Below are 17,774 nucleotides of genomic sequence, written 5' to 3'. Positions count from 1 at the left end.
CTTAGTTTGGGTTCAGTGCTCGCCGAAGGATTCAAAAAAGTCCTTCATGCGGGCGAAAAAGCCGCTCGACTGGGGCGAATTGTCCTTCGACGACAGCTGCTCGAACTCTTCCAGCAGCTCGCGCTGGCGGCGCGACAGGTTTTGCGGCGTTTCGACCGCGGTCTGGATATAGAGGTCGCCGACATTGGGCTGACGCAGCACCGGCATGCCCTTGCCCTTGAGGCGGAACTGGCGGCCGTTCTGCGTGCCTTCGGTCACTTTCACCTTGGTCTGACTGCCGTCCAGCGTAGTCACCTCGAACGAGCCGCCAAGGGCGGCCGTCGTCATCGATATCGGCACCTTGCAGTAGAGATCGGCGCCGTCGCGCTGGAAGAATTCATGCGGCTTCACCGCCAGGAAAATATAGAGGTCGCCCGATGGGCCGCCGCGCAGGCCCGCCTCGCCCTCATTGGCAAGCCGGATGCGGGTGCCGTCCTCGATGCCGGCCGGGATATTGACCGACAGCGAGCGTTCCTCGGTGACGCGGCCCTGGCCGGCGCATTTCGGGCACGGGTCCTTGATCGTCTGGCCGCGGCCTTGGCATTGCGGGCAGGTACGCTCGATCGAGAAGAAGCCTTGCGTCGCTCGTACCTTGCCGTGGCCATGGCACATCGAGCAGGTCACCGGCTGGGTGCCGGGCTTGGCGCCGGTCCCGGAGCATTCCGTGCATGAGATCGAGGCCGGCACGCGGATTTGCGCGGTCTTGCCGGCAAACGCTTCTTCCAGCGTGATTTCCATATTGTAGCGCAAATCGGCGCCGCGTTCGCGGCCGCCCGACGAGCGGCGCTGGCGCCCGCCCATCATGTCGCCGAAAATATCTTCGAAAATGTCGGCGAAGCCGCCGGCGCCAAAACCTTGCGCGCCGCCATTCATGCCGCCCTGCTCGAAGGCGGCGTGACCGAAACGGTCATAGGCCGCGCGCTTCTGCGGGTCCTTCAGCGTTTCGTAGGCTTCGTTGATTTCCTTGAACTTGTGCTCGCAGGAGTGATCGCCGGGATTGCGGTCGGGATGGAACTGCATGGCAAGCTTGCGGAAAGCACTCTTGAGCTCCTTCTCGTCGGCGCCTTTTTGCACGCCCAGCGTCTCGTAGAAATCAGCTTTCATCTTTTCCCGCAGTCCGGATGCTCAACGTCTTGATGCATGTTGCGTCGTTTGCCGGCACGTTGTCTCGATTTAGGAGCGGTGCTGCCCGGATGCTAGGGCCGGCGCGCTTGTGCCTGTGTTTTTCAGTGACTTTTTCGGCAAGGCCCGCACTTTTTCAGCGAGGGTTGCAAAAAAGCCCGGCTTTGCGCCGGGCTTTCCGCTTTATTTGCCGTCAACCGGTCAGGCCGACTTCTTCTTCTCGTCGTTTTCGTCGATTTCCTCGAAATCGGCGTCGACCACATCGCTATCCTTGGCCGCGTCCGCCTTGGCGTCGGCTTCCGCCGCTTCCTTCTGCGAAGCTTCGTACATGGCCTGGCCGAGCTTCATGGATGCTTCGGCAAGCGTCTGCGACTTGGCCTCGATGTCGGCGGCATCGTCGCCTTCGGCAGCAGCCTTCAGCGCCGTGATAGCCTCCGATATCGCCGTGCGCTCGGTTTCCGAAACCTTGTCGCCATATTCCTTCAGCGACTTCTCGGAGGAGTGCACCAGCGCCTCGGCCTGGTTGCGGGCCTCGACCAAAGCACGCCGCTGCTTGTCGGTCTCGGCATTGGCTTCGGCGTCCTTGACCATCTTCTCGATGTCGGCGTCCGAAAGGCCACCAGAGGCCTGGATGCGGATCTGGTGCTCCTTGCCGGTGCCCTTGTCCTTGGCCGAAACGTTGACGATGCCGTTGGCGTCGATGTCGAAAGTGACCTCGATCTGCGGCACGCCGCGCGGCGCCGGCGGAATGCCGACCAGGTCGAACTGGCCGAGCGCCTTGTTGTCGGCGGCCATTTCACGCTCGCCCTGGAAGACGCGGATGGTCACGGCCGACTGACTGTCTTCAGCGGTCGAGAACACCTGGCTCTTCTTGGTCGGGATCGTCGTGTTGCGTTCGATCAGGCGGGTGAACACGCCACCCAGCGTCTCGATGCCGAGCGACAGCGGCGTCACGTCGAGCAGCAGCACGTCCTTCACGTCGCCCTGCAGCACGCCGGCCTGGATGGCGGCGCCCAAAGCGACGACTTCATCCGGGTTGACGCCCTTGTGCGGCTCCTTGCCGAAGAACTGCTTCACGATCTCCTGGATCTTGGGCATGCGGGTCATGCCGCCGACCAGGACCACTTCGTCGATCTCGCCAGCCTTCAGCCCGGCATCCTTGAGCGCCGCCTTGCAGGGCTCGATGGTGCGCTGGACGAGATCGTCGACCAGCTGCTCGAACTTGGCGCGGGTCAGCTTCAGCGTCAGGTGCTTGGGGCCGGTCGCGTCGGCGGTGATGAAGGGCAGGTTGATTTCGGTCTGCGTCGTCGACGACAGCTCGATCTTGGCCTTTTCAGCCGCCTCCTTGAGGCGCTGCAGCGCAAGCTTGTCGTTCTTCAGGTCGATGCCCTGTTCCTTCTTGAACTCGGCCGCCAGGTATTCGACGAGACGCATGTCGAAATCCTCGCCGCCGAGGAAGGTGTCGCCATTGGTCGACTTCACTTCGAACACGCCGTCGCCGATTTCGAGCACCGAAATGTCGAACGTGCCGCCGCCAAGGTCATAGACGGCAATGGTCTTGCCATCCTTCTTGTCGAGGCCGTAGGCAAGTGCTGCAGCCGTCGGCTCGTTGATGATGCGCAGCACCTCAAGGCCGGCGATCTTGCCGGCGTCCTTGGTGGCCTGGCGCTGGGCGTCATTGAAATAGGCCGGAACGGTGATGACCGCCTTCTCGACCTTCTCGCCGAGATAGGCCTCCGCCGTTTCCTTCATCTTCTGCAGGATCATGGCCGAGATTTGGCTGGGCGACTGCTTCTTGCCGCCGGCCTCGACCCAGGCATCGCCATTGTCGCCCTTGACGATCTTGTAGGGGACAAGCTTCTTGTCCTTCTCCGTCACCGGGTCGTCATAGCGGCGGCCGATCAGGCGCTTGACCGCGAAGATGGTGTTTTCAGGATTGGTGACCGCCTGGCGCTTGGCCGGCTGGCCGACGAGACGTTCGCCGTCGCCCGAGATGGCGACGATGGAAGGCGTCGTGCGCGCGCCTTCCGCATTTTCAATGACCTTGGGCTCCTTGCCATCCATGATGGCGATGCAGGAGTTGGTGGTGCCGAGATCGATACCGATTACTTTTGCCATTTTTCTAGTCTCTCCGCTAAGCAGGCTCTCAGGACCCGTAAGGCGTTCCGACGAAAGCCCCTGTTCACAAGAAATTCCGCTCCGGCAACCGGCATTCCGGCACTGGGCGGCTTGGCGCGTATATAAGAACAGGCGGCATCGGGCGCAAGCATTCTGCGCATGGCATCCACCGCGCCGCGCTTGGCGCCTTTGAACAGCCGCCCGGCGGCCCGGATGTGCTCAAACCGCGCTCAAACCCCCAGGATCTGCGCGATCCCCCGGCGAAGCGCCCAGTCAGGGCTTCGAAACCACAAGAAAACGTCACCTATGCGTGAGAGAGGCGGCTCCTGGCTGAGGAAGGCGCCTGCCCACAGCAGACACAGGCAAAAGCGTCACGCGGCCTGCGACAGCGATTTATGCGCCTCGGCCAGGATTTCGAACGAGCGCACGCGTGCCGCATGGTCGAAGATCTGCGCGGTCACCATCAGCTCGTCTGCGCCGGTGCGGCGCACGAACGCGTCTATGCCTTGCCGGACCGTTTCGGGAGAGCCGACGACGGCGCAGGACAGCGCCTGCGAAATCATGGTTTTTGCCATCGGCTCGAGCGTCTGGTCATAGCCCTCGACCGGCGGCGGCAGGCGGCCGGCCCGCCCGGTGCGCAGATTGACGAAGGCCTGCTGCAACGAGGTGAACAGCAGTTTGGCCTCTCCATCGGTCGGTGCGGCGAAAACGTTGAGGCCGAGCATGACATAGGGCTTGTCCAGCTGTTCCGAAGGCTGGAAGCGCGAACGGTAGATCTCCAGCGCATGGTCGAGTTCGGCCGGCGCGAAATGCGAGGCAAACGCATAGGGCAGGCCGAGCATGGCGGCGAGCTGCGCGCCATAGAGGCTGGAACCGAGGATCCAGACCGGCACCTTCTGGCCTTCGCCGGGCACGGCGTGGATACGCTGGCCTTCCGCGGCCGGCTGGAAATAGCCCATCAGCTCGACGACATCCTGGGGGAAATTGTCTGACGCCTCGAGATTGCGGCGCAGCGCGCGCGCTGTTCCCATATCGGTGCCGGGCGCGCGGCCGAGGCCGAGGTCGATGCGGCCGGGGTGCAGTGCCGCCAGCGTGCCGAACTGCTCGGCAATCACCAGCGGCGCATGGTTGGGCAGCATGATGCCACCGGCGCCGACGCGGATCGTCTTGGTGCCGCCGGCGACATGGGCGATGACCACGGCGGTCGCCGCGCTGGCGATGCCCGGCATGTTGTGGTGCTCGGCCAGCCAATAGCGCCTGTAGCCGAGCCGCTCGGCATGGCGGGCCAGGTCGAGCGAATTTGCCAGCGATTGCGAGGCGTCGCTGCCTTCGACGATCGGCGACAGGTCGAGAACGGAAAGTGCGGTCATGGGCCTCAAGCCTTTACGATGTTCAACTGCCTGACCCTGGTTTCGAAGGCGCGGTCGGGAATGACGATGTCGAGCTGGTGCCAAGCAACGGGTCCATATTCTCGAACGGGATCGCCTGCGGACGCTGGCGATGCAGCGCGCTCAGCTTGTAGAGCGACGCATCGATCGGACCGCGATAGCCAATGCGGTCGAAATAGGAATCGAGGTCGAAGGAGGCATCGTTCATCGCAGGGTCCGGCTTGACCGGCTCGATATAGGCACTCCGCCTGAAGACAACAAATGCGCGATGACGGACAGGCGCGGCAAGCTTATGCTGCGGCCTTTCCGTTCTCTTCGGCCGCTTCCTCCTCCACCACGGCGGTCTGCTGTGCGGCGAGAAAATTGCCGACATGGCTGAGGCCATCGAAATGATCGCAGAACACCTTGACGACGACCAGCAGCGGCACCGCCATCAGCGCGCCGACAAAGCCCCAAAGCCAGGACCAGAAGGCGATGGCGATGAAGATCGCCACGGCGTTGATCTCGAGGCGTCGGCCGACAACCATCGGTGTAACGAACTGGCCTTCGGCGATGTCGCACAAAAGCACGAAGCCCGGCGCCAAGAGGGCGTAGGTAATCGAGTCGAAGCTGATCATCGCAATGACGCTGACCAGCACGATGGTAATCAGCGCGCCGACATAGGGCAGGAAGTTGAGCAGCGCCGCCATCGTTCCCCAGACCAGCGGGTTGGGCATGCCGAGCGCCCACAGGCCAAGGCCGATAACCGCGCCGAGACCGGCATTGATGACGGTGACGGTGAGCAGATAATGCGAGATTTCGCGCTCGACGTCATAGACGACGCGCAAGGCCCGCTTCTTCTCGCTGAGGCTGGCGAAGGACTGGATGATCTTCTCATAGAACATCGTGCCCGACGCCAGCAGGAACAGCGACAGCACAAAGATGATGGTCAGGCTTGTCCCCGCCGACAGGACGTTGCTGGCGGCGGCCGACAGGACGCCGGACTGTGCCATCGCCACCTTCTGGATGCCCGGCTCCTGCGAGGTCTCCGTCATCTGTTCGATCTGATGCGAGATCTGCATGATCCTCTCGAGCGGACGCCGCAATTGCGCCAGCCGCTCGGTGAGTTGTTGGCCGATCGACGAGGTGTTGTTGAGAAGGTCGATGACCGGGCCGCTGAGCAGATACCCGGCAACGCCGAAGAGGCAGATCGACAGCACGACCAACATTGTCGCCGAAATCACTTCCGGAATGCCGCGCTTGCGCAGGAAGCGCACGATCGGTGTCAGCGTCAGCGTCAGCAGGAAGGCGAGAATGACCGGCATGAAGAAAGCACGCGCAAAATACAGCGCGTAGATGGCCATGAACAGGAAGATCCCGATGAGCAGCGAACGCATCAGATGCGTGTCGGCACGCGCCACAACTCTCGCCTCTTCGGTCTCGGCAAGGCCAGCACCCAAAGCGGCGGGTTCGGCTTTCATGATTTTCCCTCAGCGGCGCACCGCAATTGGTGCATTCCCCTGACGGAAACGCCTCTGCAAGCCCAAGGTTCCGTTAGCCGGCAAGGCCCTCAATCCGGGCCGCCCGTCGCTCAGGCGGCTGGCGCTGCGACGGCGACGCCGGGCTTGGCGGTCTCCTTGCGCACGATCGGCGCCACCTTGGTGCCGTAGAGTTCGATCGCCTTCATGATCTTGGCGTGCGGCATGGCGCCGATCGCCATCTGCAGCAGAAAGCGGTCATTGTTGAAGATCTTGTGCTGGGCGACGATCTTTTCCGCCACCTGCTCCGGATTACCGACAAACAGCGCGCCGTTCGGACCACGCGACTGATCGAAATGCGCCCGCGAGGTCGGGCCCCAGCCGCGCTCGCGGCCGATGCGGTTCATCACTTCGGCCTGCGGGCCGTAGAAATCGTCGGCCGCCTGTTCAGTGGTCCCGGCGATGAAGCCGTGCACATTGATGCTGGTGGCAAGGCCCGAGGGGTCGGTACCGGCCCGCCTGGCGGCATCGCGATAAATGTCGAACAGCGGTGCAAACCGCGCCGGCTCACCGCCGATGATGGCCAGCGCCAGCGGCAGGCCGAGCACGCCCGCGCGCGCCGCAGATTGCGGCGTTCCACCTATTGCGATCCAGATCGGCAATTTGTCCTGCAGCGGCCGCGGATAGACGCCGCGGTCGTTGATCGGCGCGCGCAGATTGCCGGACCAGGTAACTTTGACGCTGTCGCGTATGGCCAGCAGCAAATCGAGCTTTTCGGCGAACAGCTCGTCATAGTCCTCGAGATTGTAGCCGAACAGCGGGAAGGATTCGATGAACGAGCCGCGCCCGGCCATGATCTCGGCCCGGCCGCCCGACAAAAGGTCGAGCGTTGCGAACTGCTGGAAGACGCGAACCGGATCGTCGGAGGACAGCACGGTGACCGCGCTGGTCAGCTTGATGCGCTTGGTGCGTTCGGCGGCAGCGGCCAGCGCCACCACCGGCGCGGACGCGGCATAGTCGGGGCGGTGATGTTCGCCCAGACCAAAGACGTCGAGGCCAACCTGGTCAGCCAGCTCGACCTCCTCGATCAGATTGCGCAGCCGCTGATGCGGGCCGATCGCGCCGGGGCCGGGCTCCGGGCTGACGTCGGCGAAAGTGTAGAGACCGAGTTCCATGGCATGTCATCCAAATGTTCTGATTTGCCGCTAGAGGTAGCGGCGAGCCGCCCCGGCCGCCAGAGGGGCGGATAGTGAACAGTGCATGTCGGTTTTTCGGCCGGCTTTGTTTCAGGGAAAACGCGTCTCCCGGCTGCAACAGCCTAAACTTTCATGGCTGGCATACCGTTTTGGCGCTTGAACTCTCGGTTTTCGCGCGTATGTAAGCGTCGCGAATTGACTTCAGGGAAGTGGACTTGGCTATCTACAGGGAAAAAGACATTTTCGAGCGGCGCAATGCCGCGAACGAGGCAAAGAAGGCGCTTCTGGAGCGCTTCAAGTCGAAGCCGGCGGCTGATGATCCTGCGGTTCTGGCCAAACAGGCCGAACGCAAGGCGATTCTTGAGGCTCGCGAAATACGCGAGGCCGAAAAGGCCAGGCTGAAGCAGGAAAAGCTGGCACGCGAGGCGGTCGAGAAGGCCGAGCGCGAGGCAGCAGCCGAAGCGGCGCGTATTGCGGCCGAAGAGGCAGCGCAGGCTGAAGCGAAGATCAAGGAAGCCGAAGAAAACGAGCGCATCGCCCGTTTGCTGGCCGACGAAGCCGAACGCAAGGCCAAGCGCGACGCACGCTATGCGGCGCGCAAGCAGCGTACCGGCAGGACGCCTCCGGGCTTCTCCGCCCGCTAACGCTTCGATCGAAACGATCGGACATTCAGGGTCGCCTTCCAGCGGCCCTGAATGTGTTTGTGCGTCGATTTCCTTGGTTGCTTTGCTCAGGCGGCGAGCTTCAGCCCCATAATGCCGCAGACGATGAGCGCAATGCAGGCGAGCCGGATGGCCGTCGCAGGCTCGCCCAGCAGCCAGATGCCAAGAAGCGCCGTGCCGACCGTGCCGATGCCGGTCCACACCGCATAGGCCGTCCCGACAGGCAGCGTCTTGAGCGCCAGGCCGAGCAACCCGAGGCTGATGATCATCGAGGCGACAGTGAGCACCGTCGGCAGCGGCTTCGAGAAGCCGTCGGTGTATTTGAGGCCGATCGCCCAGCCGATTTCGAACAGGCCGGCGAAAAACAGAAAAATCCACGACATCGGGATGCACTCCATTCCATGAGCATGGCGGGCCGTCCCGGCCGATTTATGGGAAGGCGCGAGGTCGTCCTCGCCGCTTCGACACAAGCGGCTGCGCCGGTGCGATCAACAAAAACACCGGCCGCATCGTTCATGCCGCCGGTGTCAAAATCTGCGCCGAAACGGTTTGTCCGGATTTCAACCGTCCAAGATCTTCCGAGGCGGGCTTACTTTTCCTTGAGCCTCATCGCCTTGACGGGCGGCGCCTTGAGTGCCGGAGCCGCTGCGGGCTTCTTGGCGTCTTTTTTCGGCTTCCGAGCTTCCTTGCCCGCCTTCATCGCACCTTTAGCCATGATTCGTTCCTCCAGTTGCTGGGAGGCCAAGTGAAACAAGAGAAACGCCGGACTGCAAGAGGGCTGCGTCTGTCGCCGGCGCCGTCGGGCCGCTTTCAACCGGTTTCTAATTTGCTCGTAAACCATTCCGGTCCGTGCCATGGTTGCCTTCGCACTGCAGCATCGGCCATGCCTTCGCCCGGCGATGATCAGGCAGTGCGGTCAGGACGACAATGCGAATCCGCATCGGCAGCGAGATGAGTTTCGATTTTCCGCAGGAAACGCCGCTGATCGCGATGCTCAACGTCCACTACTCCAGGGCCTCCGATCTCGAGCGCCCGGATTTCCTGACCTCCAACCCGCCGGTGCCGATCCAGAGCTACCGCGACAGTTTCGGCAATTGGTGCAACCGTTTCGTCGCCCCGCCCGGACGCTTCACCTTCGGCACCGATTCGGTAATCCGCGACCCCGGTACCTTCGAGATGGGCGACCTGATGGCCTGGCAGCATGAGGTGCGCGACCTGCCGTCGGACACATTGCTGTTCCTGTTGCCCAGCCGCTTTTGCGAGAGCGATCTGCTGGCCAGCGAAGCCTGGCGGCTGTTCGGGCACACTCCGCTCGGTATTGCCCGCGTCCAGGCGGTCTGTGATTTCGTCCACAACCACATCGTCTTCAGCTACGGCAATGCCCGACCGACGCGCACCGCGGCCGAAGCCTATCGCGAGCAAAGCGGCGTCTGCCGTGACTTTGCCCACCTCGCCGTCACCTTTTGCCGTGCGCTAAACATCCCGACCCGCTACTGCACCGGCTACATCAGCGACATCGGCCTGCCCAAACCTTGGGCGAGCATGGATTTCGCAGCCTGGATGGAGGTCTATCTCGGTGGCCGCTGGCATGTCTTTGACCCGCGCAACAATTCGCCACGCATCGGCCGCATCCTGATCGCGTCGGGTCGCGACGCCGCCGACGTGCCGCTGACCCACATCTTCGGACCGGGCACGCTGGCTGGTTTCAAGGTGTGGACGGACGAGATCATCGAATAGGGGCGTCTTTCCGCAAGCTGGCCTTCAACCTGAACGACCAGGCGATTCGTGCGTTGTGATGCCTGTGGAGCTCGGCGGCAGGCCGTTACATTGGGCGCCTTGGAGGGACAGCATGGCAGCGCATGGCGGGTCGAAGACGGTCATCTACGCGGCGCTCGCCGGTAATTTAGCTATTGCTGTGACCAAATTCGTCGCCGCCTTCTTCACCGGCAGCTCGGCGATGCTGTCGGAAGGCGTGCACTCGCTGGTGGATACCGGCAATGGCGGGCTGCTGCTCTACGGCATGCACCGCGCCGCCCGTCCGCCGGACCGCACGCATCCGCTCGGCCATGGCCGCGAGCTGTATTTCTGGAGCTTCATTGTCGCCCTGCTCGTCTTTGCGCTTGGCGCTGGCGTGTCCTTCTATGAAGGCGTCGTCCACATCATGGCGCCTGAGCCGGTCGCCAATCCCAAGATCAACTACATCGTGCTTGGCCTCTCGATGCTGTTCGAGGGCAGCTCCTGGTACGTGGCGCTGAAGGAGTTCCGCCAGCAGAAGGGCAAGCAAGGCTGGCTGCAGGCCGTGCAATCGAGCAAGGATCCGAGCGTCTACACGATCCTGTTCGAGGACAGCGCCGCCCTGCTCGGTCTGTTCGTCGCCTTCGCCGGCATATTGGCGGCCGAACTCCTCGACATGCCCGAACTCGACGGCGTCGCCTCGATCGGCATCGCGATGATCCTCGGCGCCACCGCCATCTTTCTGGCGCGCGAAAGCAAGGGATTGCTCATCGGTGAGCCGGCCTCGGCGGAAGTGCAGGCCAAGGTGCTGGCCATCGCCCAGCAGGATCCGGCGGTGCAGCGGGCCAACGGCGTTCTCACCGTCCATCTCGGCCCGCAACAGATCGTCGCTGGGCTGAGCATCGAATTCGAGGACCATCTGACGGCGCCTGAGATCGAAGCCTGTGTCGAGCGCATCGAGGCGCTCTTGAAAAAAGAAATGCCGGAGATCACCAGGCTGTTCGTCAAGCCGCAGACGACCGGAACGTGGGAGCACCGGCGCAAGCAGGTCGAGGCGGCGTCGGACTAGTTCTGGACCAGCAGTGCACCGTTGGCCCCATCGCCTGGTCCCGCTAAGATCACCCGACGGATTTCGGAGAATCAACCATGAAAATCGATGGTGGGTGCCATTGCGGCGCCATAACTTATGAAGCAGACGTCGACCCGGAAAAGACCTCTATCTGTCATTGCACCGACTGCCAGCAACTGACCGGTACCGCCTTTCGTGTCACTGTTCCCGCGCCTGAGGATCATTATAGGATCACAAAGGGCACACCGAAGGTTTATATCAAGACGGGATCGAGCGGCGCCAAGCGTGCCCAGGCGTTCTGCGGCGACTGCGGTTCGCATCTTTACGCAACGTCGGTTGGCGACGGGCCGAAGGTCTATGGGATCAGGGCGGGGACCGCGCGGCAACGCGAGGATCTCGTTCCGACCCAACAGAAATGGCACCGATCGGCCCTGCACTGGCTTCCGGAATTCGAGGGCGTAAGCATCGTAGAGGCGCAGTAGCACCTGCCCCCCGGTTAAACGCGGCCCAAACCAGCCAATAATGTGCTAGGCTCGCCATCAAACGGATGGCGGGGGATAGCAATGTCGGAAACGGACAAAGTGTTTGCCGGCTCGATTCCGGAAAACTACGACCGCTACATGGTGCCGTTGATCTTCGAGCCGTTCGCCGCGGATTTGGCACGACGGGCAGCGTCCTTGTCGCCCGGCGCCGTCCTGGAAGTCGCCGCCGGCACCGGCGTTGTCACCCGCGCATTGGCGCCAAAACTGTCTCCCGGCGCAAGCTATGTCGTGACCGACCTCAACCAGCCTATGCTCGACTACGCGGCCTCGCGACAAGCTCCCGACAGTCGTATACAATGGCGTCAGGCGGATGCTCTGGCGCTGCCGTTCGAAGATGCGGCTTTCGATCTCGTTTGCTGTCAGTTCGGCGCGATGTTCTTTCCCGACCGAGCCGCCGGCTATCGCGAAGCAAAGCGGGTTCTGAAGACCGGCGGCCATTTCCTGTTCAACGTGTGGGATCGCATCGAAGAGAATGTATTCGCCAATGATGTGACGAATGCTCTTGCGGAGATTTTTCCGAACGATCCGCCCCGCTTTCTCGCCCGCACGCCGCACGGCTACAATGACACTGCATTGATCCGCGGCGAGTTGGAAGCCGCAGGTTTCTCCCGCGTGGTGATCGAGACGAGGGCCGAACAAAGCCGTGCCCCCTCGCCGCGCCTTCCGGCGGTTGCCTATTGCCAGGGAACTCCGCTTCGCAATGAAATCGAGGCCCGAGGAAAATTGGAAGCCGCAACCGATCACGCCGCGTCCGTGATTGCAGCCAGACACGGCAGCCGCGAGGTTGCGGCCAAGATCCAGGCGCACGTGATCGTGGCTACGGTCTAATGCATGGCGCCCAGAAGTGTGCCGCGGTTCTGGGACAACGACATGCATCAAAACAAAGACTTTAATCGTCGCCTTCGACGACACGTAGCCTGAGCTGCCCCGTCTTGGAATCCGCCACCCGCACCCCGGCTTCGGCCTTGGCGGGTCCGCCACCGCGCACTTCGGCTTCGCTTTCGCCAAACTCCAGCGCTTCGATCTTTTGGCCGCGCTTGGTCACCTTCGAGGTCGACACCAGTATCTCGTCGATATCCTTGGCCGACTGGCCAAAATGCGTCTGCAGCCGGCGCACGCGTTCGTCGACACGCGCGACGTCCTCCATCAGCCGGATCACCTCGCCCTGGATCAGATGCGCCTGTTCGCGCATGCGGGCGTCCTTGAGGATGGCCTGGATGACCTGGATCGACAGCATCAAAAGCGACGGTGAGACGATGATGACACGCGCCCGGTGCGCCTTCTGGACCACGGCGTCGAAATTCTCGTGGATTTCGGCGAACACCGATTCCGACGGCACGAACATGAAGGCGGTGTCCTGCGTCTCGCCCTGGATCAGGTATTTTTCCGAGATATCGCGGACGTGAATTTCGATGTCGCGGCGGAAAGCCTGGGCCGCGATCTTCTGTTGTTCGGCGCCATCGGCGGCGCGGATGGCGTTCCAGGCTTCCAGCGGAAACTTGGCGTCGATGGCAAGCTGCGGCGCACCGTTCGGCATCCTGACCAGGCAGTCGGGACGGCTGCCGTTTGACAGCGTTGCCTGGAACTCGTAGGCGCCCATCGGAAGGCCGTCGGCGACGATCGCCTCCATGCGCGACTGGCCGAAGGCGCCGCGCGTCTGCTTGTTGGACAGGATCGCCTGCAATTGCACGACCTGGCCGGCCAGCGACTGAATGTTGCCTTGCGCGGTGTCGATGACCGCCAGCCGTTCCTGCAGTTTGGCGAGGCTCTCATGCGTCGATTTGGTCTGTTCGGTCATGGTTTGGCCGAGTCGGCCGGTCATGGCGTCGAGGCGCTGGCCGATCGACTGGTTGAGTTCGGCCTGCCTTGCGCCGAACACGTCGGCGATGGCGCCCATGCGGCCCTGCATCTCGGCCTGGCTTTGCAAAATGCCGGCCATCCGCGCCCCGGCGTCGCGGGCGTGGTCGGCGGCTTCCGCCGCGGCGATGGTGCGCGCCTTGGCCGATCGCCACAGCGCCACGACAAGCGCCAGGAACAGGCCGAGAAACACCAGCGCGCCGAGGGCCAGTGCATGGCCGAGCGTGATCGTCGTGGCGCCAAGCCGGGCAACGGGTTCGGAAAGGATGGTGCTCAGGTCGTTCATCCCGCCAGCATAGCCGATTCGCAGACCTGGCACAGATCAAAACGTGAACGAGACCGATTCGCACCGGTTGACGCTTCTCCTGCGACGTTTTAGGTGAGGCGCCATGTCGATCAAGCCGCTCATCATCCTTCCCGATCCCATCCTGCGCCAGGTTTCCAAACCAGTCGAACGCGTCGACGCGCCTTTGCGCAAACTGGCCGACGACATGCTGGCGACGATGTATGATGCGCCGGGCATCGGCTTGGCCGCAATCCAGATCGGCGAGCCGCTGCGCATGCTGGTCATCGACCTCGCCAAGGAAGACGAGCCGCCGGCGCCGCATGTCTTCATCAATCCCGAAATCCTCGAAAGCGCCGACGCCCGCTCGGTCTACGAGGAAGGCTGCCTGTCGATCCCGGACTATTACGCCGAGGTCGAGCGTCCCGCCTCGGTGCGCGTGAAATATCTCGACCGCGACGGCAAGCTGCAGGAGATCGAGGCCGAAGGCCTGATGGCGACTTGCCTGCAGCACGAGATCGACCATCTCAACGGTGTGCTGTTCATCGACCACATCTCGAAGCTGAAGCGCGACATGGTGGTCAAGAAGTTCAAGAAGCTCGCCAAGGACAAGGCGCCGGGCAAGCTGGTGGGATAGGCCCTGCTTCGGCGACTCGCACAAAATCCCGTCTCGACCCGCCCCTATTGAGAGACGCTTCCTTGCGTGATATCACTGATATCAGACTGGAGACTCAGATGGGCGATATGTTGATCAGAGATATTCCCGAGCCGTTGAAGCGTGAAATCGAGCATGCGGCACGCAAGGGCGGCCAAAGCCTCTCGATCAAGGCGATCGATTTATTGCGAAAAGGCATGGTTGCGGAAAAAGAAGGCAAGGCCGAGCCTGGACTCACGGCTTGGGATGCGATTCGCGCTGCCTTCGCCTCGGAAAATGCAATCAGCGACGAATTTGCGCAGATGATGGATGAGATAGAAGCGGAACGGAAACGCGACTTTGGCCGCACCATTGAGAATTTCGAGTGATAATCCTCGATACCAATGTCGTCTCGGAAGCGAGCCGGCCCGCGCCCGATCCAAACGTCGCTAAGTGGTTTCGCAGACAGGACCTGCTCGACCTCTATCTCTGCGGTCCTGTTGTCATGGAGCAGTCCTTTGGAGCCGAAAGGTTTCTGAACAAGACCGGCTCGGACCGCCACGTCCGTGCACTTGACCACCTGGTTTCGAAGCAGTTTTCGGGACGTGTCGTCGAATTTGCCGGTCCCATTCCCCGTCTGGCGGGCAAGCTCCGGGCAATGCGGGAAACTATCGGCCGGCCGATCAGCCTTTCCGATGCCATGATCGCTGCCATCTGCCTGTCGCACGACGCTATGCTGGCGACGCGCAATATTAAGGACTTCGAAGAGCTTGACCTCAAGATCGTAAACCCGTTTGAAGCAGACGCTTGAGCGGACTGCCGCGCGCAGAACAGGATACTGGACGAAAAATGCCGCTTCGCGTCATCTTCATGGGCACGCCGGAGTTTTCGGTGCCGGTGCTGCGCGCGATTGCCGAGGCCGGGCACGAGATAGCAGCCGTCTACACCCAGCCGCCGCGAGCCGCGGGCCGCCGCGGGCTGGAGCTGACACCGTCCCCGGTGCAGCGCGAGGCTGAGCGGCTGGGCATCGAAGTGCGCACGCCGCTGTCGCTGAAGGGCGAGGCCGAGCAAGCTGCTTTCCAGGCGTTGCGTGCCGATGTCGCGGTCGTCGTCGCGTATGGTTTGCTGTTGCCGAAGGCTATTCTGGAGGCTCCGCGCCTCGGCTGCCTCAACGGCCACGCCTCGCTTTTGCCGCGTTGGCGTGGTGCAGCTCCCATCCAGCGCGCCATTATGGCCGGCGACGTCGAGACCGGCATGATGGTGATGCGCATGGAAGAGGGCCTGGACACCGGTCCGGTGGCACTGGTTGAAAAATGCGCCATAGAGCCCGATATGACGGCCGGCGATCTGCACGACCGCTTGATGAATATTGCTGCCACGCTGATGGTGGAAGCGCTGTCCCGATTGGAGACAAATACCCTGGCATCGACTTTGCAGGCGGCTGACGGGGTGACCTACGCCAGGAAAATCGATAAGTCGGAGACACGTGTGGACTGGACGCGCCCGGCTGCGGAGGTCCACAATCACATTCGCGGCCTGTCGCCATTTCCCGGCGCCTGGTGCGAGGCCGACATCGGCGGCCGCACGGAACGGCTGAAACTGCTTCGCTCGACGCTTTTGGAAGGCACGCTTTCTGAAAGCATGGGCGAGTCGGGAGGAATTCTCGATGACCGGCTGACGGTCGCCTGCGGGTCGGGCGCGGTCAGGCTGGTCGAAGTTCAACGGGCGGGCGGAAAGCCCGCTGCCGCGCAGGAGTTTCTGCGCGGGGCCAAGATCGAAAAAGGAATGAAGTTCTCATGAGCATGATGTCGATACGCGGCGCGACGCCGCGGGACCGCGAGGCCATACGCCTGGTCGAGGAACACGCATTCGGCCAGCAGGCGGAGGCCGGGCTGGTCGACGCTCTGGTCACCGGCGGCGACGCCGTTGTCGAACTGGTGGCGGAAGAAGACGGCCAGGTGGTCGGCCACATCCTGTTTTCCAGGCTGTTCGTCCAGAACGGCGGCAAGCAGTTCGCAGCCGTGGCGCTGGCGCCGTTGGCGGTGGAACCTTCGTTCCACGGCTCGGGCATTGGCGGTGCGCTGATCCGCGAGGCGCATATCCGCCTCAGGGATGGCGCCGAGACGCTCGCCGTTGTGTTGGGCGATCCGGCCTATTACGGCCGCTTCGGCTACAGCCATGCGCGCGCCGAAAAGTTCGAGAGCGAATATCAGGGCGAAGCGCTGCAGGCGCTGGCCTGGGGTGACGCACCCGAAAAAGGCAAACTGGTCTACGCCCAGGCCTTTACCGCACTCGCCGCCTGAACGAAGGGTGTATGCCGCGTTTTCGTCTCGATATCGAATATGACGGCAGCCTTTTCGCCGGCTGGCAACACCAGGCGGATCAGCCTTCGGTGCAGCAGGCGATAGAGCAGGCGATCGAGAAATTCTGCGGTGAGGCGGTGCGGATACGCGCCGCCGGCCGCACCGACGCCGGGGTGCATGCGACCGCCCAGGTGGCGCATGTCGACCTCGCCAAGGCATGGCCAAACGACAAGGTGCGCGACGCCGTCAACGCGCACCTGCAGGCGGCAGGCGCGCGCATCGCCATCCTGCAGGCGACGGTTGTCCCCAATGAGTTCGACGCCCGTTTCTCGGCCACCGGACGGCACTATCTCTACCGCATCCTCAACCGGCGCGCGCCTGCAGCGATGGAAAAGGGCAAGGTCTGGTGGGTGCCGAAGCGGCTCGATGCGAACGCCATGCACGAAGCGGCGAAAGTCCTGCTCGGCCGACATGACTTTACCACCTTCCGCTCGACGCAATGCCAGGCCAACAGTCCGGTGCGGACGCTGGAGCGGCTCGATGTAAGCCGCCAGGGCGACCTGATCGAAGTCAGGGCCTCGGCGCGCTCATTCCTGCACAACCAAGTGCGCTCCATGGTCGGTTCGCTGAAACGCGTCGGCGACGGCGGCTGGACCGGCGCCGACCTCAAGGCAGCGCTCGCGGCGCAAGACCGCGCCGCCTGCGGCCAGGTGGCGCCGCCCGACGGGCTTTTTCTCGTCGGTGTAGACTATCCGGAAAAGTTCTAAGCCGGAGCGGCGGTCGGCACAGTGATGCCGAGCAGCGCCACCAGGCCGAACAAGACGGCCAGAGACACCACCAACATGCCTGCGAACACGGCGCTGCCGACAGCCGCGCCCTTGCCGATCGCGGCGTTGGTCATCCGCCAGGAGAGTACCAGCGACAGCACCACCAGAACCAGCCACACCAATTCGGCAACCGGGTTGCCAGACGGCAGGAAAAGCCTGATCAGCGCTGAAGGCAGCAGCATCCAGGCAGTGATCGCCGACGCCCAGTTGCTGGCGACGACATAGTGGACGAAGCGGTCGCCGATGCCGGCGCGCGATGCGACCAGGGCAAGCACAACCAGGGGCAGCAGCCACGAGCCGAGGTCGACGGTCGCCAGGCGAATCAACATGCCCAGCCGGCCGGCGAACGCATTGGGATCGCCGATCTCGTTGGCCGTGCCGACCCAGCCGACGATCATCGCCGGCGCGGCGACGACGATGGCGAAGAAGGAATTCCAGAAGCCGTCCGCCGAAAGGTCGAGCAGCCGCAAGCCGTCGGCCTTTCCGAGCATCAGCCGCCAGGCGCCGTTAAGCGATGAAGAGGTCTCGTCAACCGAAAGCATG

The 17,774-nt window shown here is 62.9% G+C and carries 21 protein-coding genes; 11 read left to right on the top strand and 10 right to left on the bottom strand.

Going from position 1 to position 17,774, the window contains the following annotated elements; translation table 11 throughout:
• Positions 1–12: 12 nt before the first annotated feature.
• The 6 genes from dnaJ to NKI46_RS06710 all read right to left on the bottom strand — a co-directional run bounded on the left by dnaJ (position 13) and on the right by NKI46_RS06710 (position 7,299).
• Positions 13–1,143, bottom strand: a complete 1,131-nt coding sequence (dnaJ, locus tag NKI46_RS06735) for a molecular chaperone DnaJ (protein ID WP_023681322.1) — start codon at positions 1,141–1,143, stop codon at positions 13–15.
• A gap of 219 nt (positions 1,144–1,362) precedes the next feature.
• The gene (dnaK, locus tag NKI46_RS06730; protein WP_023673200.1) at positions 1,363–3,279 is read right to left on the bottom strand and encodes a molecular chaperone DnaK; all 1,917 of its coding nucleotides are present in this window, start codon (positions 3,277–3,279) and stop codon (positions 1,363–1,365) included.
• Positions 3,280–3,650: 371 nt separating this feature from the next.
• On the bottom strand, positions 3,651–4,649 hold the full coding sequence (locus NKI46_RS06725) for an LLM class flavin-dependent oxidoreductase (protein ID WP_023673201.1): 999 nt from the start codon (positions 4,647–4,649) through the stop codon (positions 3,651–3,653).
• Between the two features lie 22 nt (positions 4,650–4,671).
• Positions 4,672–4,875 (bottom strand): arylamine N-acetyltransferase, encoded by a 204-nt coding sequence (locus NKI46_RS06720; protein ID WP_023739795.1) that lies wholly within the window; start codon positions 4,873–4,875, stop codon positions 4,672–4,674.
• 82 nt (positions 4,876–4,957) lie between these two features.
• Positions 4,958–6,127 carry an AI-2E family transporter gene (locus NKI46_RS06715; protein ID WP_023739794.1) on the bottom strand — a complete coding sequence of 390 codons (1,170 nt, stop codon included), beginning with the start codon at positions 6,125–6,127 and terminating at the stop codon, positions 4,958–4,960.
• A gap of 110 nt (positions 6,128–6,237) precedes the next feature.
• The gene (locus NKI46_RS06710) at positions 6,238–7,299 is read right to left on the bottom strand and encodes an LLM class flavin-dependent oxidoreductase (RefSeq protein WP_023739793.1); all 1,062 of its coding nucleotides are present in this window, start codon (positions 7,297–7,299) and stop codon (positions 6,238–6,240) included.
• A 236-nt stretch (positions 7,300–7,535) separates the two neighbouring features.
• On the opposite strand from NKI46_RS06710, the gene NKI46_RS06705 reads away from it, so the two are divergent.
• Positions 7,536–7,964, top strand: coding sequence for a DUF6481 family protein (locus tag NKI46_RS06705; protein WP_023673205.1), 429 nt, complete (start codon positions 7,536–7,538; stop codon positions 7,962–7,964).
• Positions 7,965–8,050: 86 nt separating this feature from the next.
• Here NKI46_RS06705 and sugE read toward each other — a convergent pair whose 3' ends face one another.
• The gene (sugE, locus tag NKI46_RS06700; protein ID WP_023681326.1) at positions 8,051–8,365 is read right to left on the bottom strand and encodes a quaternary ammonium compound efflux SMR transporter SugE; all 315 of its coding nucleotides are present in this window, start codon (positions 8,363–8,365) and stop codon (positions 8,051–8,053) included.
• Between the two features lie 206 nt (positions 8,366–8,571).
• The gene (locus tag NKI46_RS06695; protein ID WP_006200611.1) at positions 8,572–8,697 is read right to left on the bottom strand and encodes a hypothetical protein; all 126 of its coding nucleotides are present in this window, start codon (positions 8,695–8,697) and stop codon (positions 8,572–8,574) included.
• 212 nt (positions 8,698–8,909) lie between these two features.
• Between NKI46_RS06695 and NKI46_RS06690 the strand changes: the two genes are divergently transcribed.
• The 4 genes from NKI46_RS06690 to NKI46_RS06675 all read left to right on the top strand — a co-directional run bounded on the left by NKI46_RS06690 (position 8,910) and on the right by NKI46_RS06675 (position 12,155).
• Positions 8,910–9,719, top strand: coding sequence for a transglutaminase-like domain-containing protein (locus NKI46_RS06690; protein WP_023687480.1), 810 nt, complete (start codon positions 8,910–8,912; stop codon positions 9,717–9,719).
• 112 nt (positions 9,720–9,831) lie between these two features.
• Positions 9,832–10,785, top strand: coding sequence for a cation diffusion facilitator family transporter (locus NKI46_RS06685; protein WP_023687479.1), 954 nt, complete (start codon positions 9,832–9,834; stop codon positions 10,783–10,785).
• A 77-nt stretch (positions 10,786–10,862) separates the two neighbouring features.
• On the top strand, positions 10,863–11,267 hold the full coding sequence (locus NKI46_RS06680; RefSeq protein ID WP_023673210.1) for a GFA family protein: 405 nt from the start codon (positions 10,863–10,865) through the stop codon (positions 11,265–11,267).
• An 81-nt stretch (positions 11,268–11,348) separates the two neighbouring features.
• Positions 11,349–12,155 (top strand): class I SAM-dependent methyltransferase, encoded by an 807-nt coding sequence (locus tag NKI46_RS06675; protein ID WP_352460029.1) that lies wholly within the window; start codon positions 11,349–11,351, stop codon positions 12,153–12,155.
• A gap of 61 nt (positions 12,156–12,216) precedes the next feature.
• Here NKI46_RS06675 and NKI46_RS06670 read toward each other — a convergent pair whose 3' ends face one another.
• The gene (locus tag NKI46_RS06670) at positions 12,217–13,470 is read right to left on the bottom strand and encodes a DNA recombination protein RmuC (RefSeq protein WP_352745404.1); all 1,254 of its coding nucleotides are present in this window, start codon (positions 13,468–13,470) and stop codon (positions 12,217–12,219) included.
• Between the two features lie 103 nt (positions 13,471–13,573).
• Between NKI46_RS06670 and def the strand changes: the two genes are divergently transcribed.
• The 6 genes from def to truA all read left to right on the top strand — a co-directional run bounded on the left by def (position 13,574) and on the right by truA (position 17,171).
• The gene (def, locus tag NKI46_RS06665; protein ID WP_023673213.1) at positions 13,574–14,104 is read left to right on the top strand and encodes a peptide deformylase; all 531 of its coding nucleotides are present in this window, start codon (positions 13,574–13,576) and stop codon (positions 14,102–14,104) included.
• 98 nt (positions 14,105–14,202) lie between these two features.
• Complete coding sequence (locus tag NKI46_RS06660) at positions 14,203–14,490, top strand: hypothetical protein (protein WP_023696043.1); 288 nt, start codon at positions 14,203–14,205, stop codon at positions 14,488–14,490.
• The gene (locus tag NKI46_RS06655; protein ID WP_023732763.1) at positions 14,487–14,912 is read left to right on the top strand and encodes a type II toxin-antitoxin system VapC family toxin; all 426 of its coding nucleotides are present in this window, start codon (positions 14,487–14,489) and stop codon (positions 14,910–14,912) included. The genes NKI46_RS06660 and NKI46_RS06655 overlap by 4 nt, the downstream gene beginning before the upstream one ends.
• Positions 14,913–14,950: 38 nt before the next feature.
• A complete protein-coding gene (gene fmt / locus NKI46_RS06650; RefSeq protein ID WP_352745401.1) occupies positions 14,951–15,901 on the top strand; it encodes a methionyl-tRNA formyltransferase in 951 nt (316 codons plus the stop codon).
• Positions 15,898–16,404 carry a GNAT family N-acetyltransferase gene (locus NKI46_RS06645; protein WP_023692998.1) on the top strand — a complete coding sequence of 169 codons (507 nt, stop codon included), beginning with the start codon at positions 15,898–15,900 and terminating at the stop codon, positions 16,402–16,404. Before fmt ends, NKI46_RS06645 begins: the two co-directional genes overlap by 4 nt.
• An 11-nt stretch (positions 16,405–16,415) precedes the next feature.
• The gene (truA, locus tag NKI46_RS06640) at positions 16,416–17,171 is read left to right on the top strand and encodes a tRNA pseudouridine(38-40) synthase TruA (protein WP_023673216.1); all 756 of its coding nucleotides are present in this window, start codon (positions 16,416–16,418) and stop codon (positions 17,169–17,171) included.
• Here truA and NKI46_RS06635 read toward each other — a convergent pair.
• Positions 17,168–17,773 carry a hypothetical protein gene (locus NKI46_RS06635; protein ID WP_023673217.1) on the bottom strand — a complete coding sequence of 202 codons (606 nt, stop codon included), beginning with the start codon at positions 17,771–17,773 and terminating at the stop codon, positions 17,168–17,170. The two genes, truA and NKI46_RS06635, sit on opposite strands and share 4 nt — an antisense overlap.
• Position 17,774: the final 1 nt, after the last annotated feature.

This window comes from Mesorhizobium sp. M0615 (assembly GCF_040320805.1).
Classification (GTDB): domain Bacteria; phylum Pseudomonadota; class Alphaproteobacteria; order Rhizobiales; family Rhizobiaceae; genus Mesorhizobium.
This window is presented reverse-complemented; position numbering and strand designations above follow the sequence as displayed.

Coding starts and splice junctions, on each gene's coding strand:
- dnaJ (WP_023681322.1), bottom strand. CDS start 1,143: ATGAAAGCTGATTTCTACGAGACGCTGGGCGTGCAAAAAGGCGCCGAC.
- dnaK (WP_023673200.1), bottom strand. CDS start 3,279: ATGGCAAAAGTAATCGGTATCGATCTCGGCACCACCAACTCCTGCATC.
- NKI46_RS06725 (WP_023673201.1), bottom strand. CDS start 4,649: ATGACCGCACTTTCCGTTCTCGACCTGTCGCCGATCGTCGAAGGCAGC.
- NKI46_RS06720 (WP_023739795.1), bottom strand. CDS start 4,875: ATGAACGATGCCTCCTTCGACCTCGATTCCTATTTCGACCGCATTGGC.
- NKI46_RS06715 (WP_023739794.1), bottom strand. CDS start 6,127: ATGAAAGCCGAACCCGCCGCTTTGGGTGCTGGCCTTGCCGAGACCGAA.
- NKI46_RS06710 (WP_023739793.1), bottom strand. CDS start 7,299: ATGGAACTCGGTCTCTACACTTTCGCCGACGTCAGCCCGGAGCCCGGC.
- sugE (WP_023681326.1), bottom strand. CDS start 8,365: ATGTCGTGGATTTTTCTGTTTTTCGCCGGCCTGTTCGAAATCGGCTGG.
- NKI46_RS06695 (WP_006200611.1), bottom strand. CDS start 8,697: ATGGCTAAAGGTGCGATGAAGGCGGGCAAGGAAGCTCGGAAGCCGAAA.
- NKI46_RS06690 (WP_023687480.1), top strand. CDS start 8,910: ATGCGAATCCGCATCGGCAGCGAGATGAGTTTCGATTTTCCGCAGGAA.
- NKI46_RS06685 (WP_023687479.1), top strand. CDS start 9,832: ATGGCAGCGCATGGCGGGTCGAAGACGGTCATCTACGCGGCGCTCGCC.
- NKI46_RS06680 (WP_023673210.1), top strand. CDS start 10,863: ATGAAAATCGATGGTGGGTGCCATTGCGGCGCCATAACTTATGAAGCA.
- NKI46_RS06675 (WP_352460029.1), top strand. CDS start 11,349: ATGTCGGAAACGGACAAAGTGTTTGCCGGCTCGATTCCGGAAAACTAC.
- NKI46_RS06670 (WP_352745404.1), bottom strand. CDS start 13,470: ATGAACGACCTGAGCACCATCCTTTCCGAACCCGTTGCCCGGCTTGGC.
- def (WP_023673213.1), top strand. CDS start 13,574: ATGTCGATCAAGCCGCTCATCATCCTTCCCGATCCCATCCTGCGCCAG.
- NKI46_RS06660 (WP_023696043.1), top strand. CDS start 14,203: ATGGGCGATATGTTGATCAGAGATATTCCCGAGCCGTTGAAGCGTGAA.
- fmt (WP_352745401.1), top strand. CDS start 14,951: ATGCCGCTTCGCGTCATCTTCATGGGCACGCCGGAGTTTTCGGTGCCG.
- NKI46_RS06645 (WP_023692998.1), top strand. CDS start 15,898: ATGAGCATGATGTCGATACGCGGCGCGACGCCGCGGGACCGCGAGGCC.
- truA (WP_023673216.1), top strand. CDS start 16,416: ATGCCGCGTTTTCGTCTCGATATCGAATATGACGGCAGCCTTTTCGCC.
- NKI46_RS06635 (WP_023673217.1), bottom strand. CDS start 17,773: ATGCTTTCGGTTGACGAGACCTCTTCATCGCTTAACGGCGCCTGGCGG.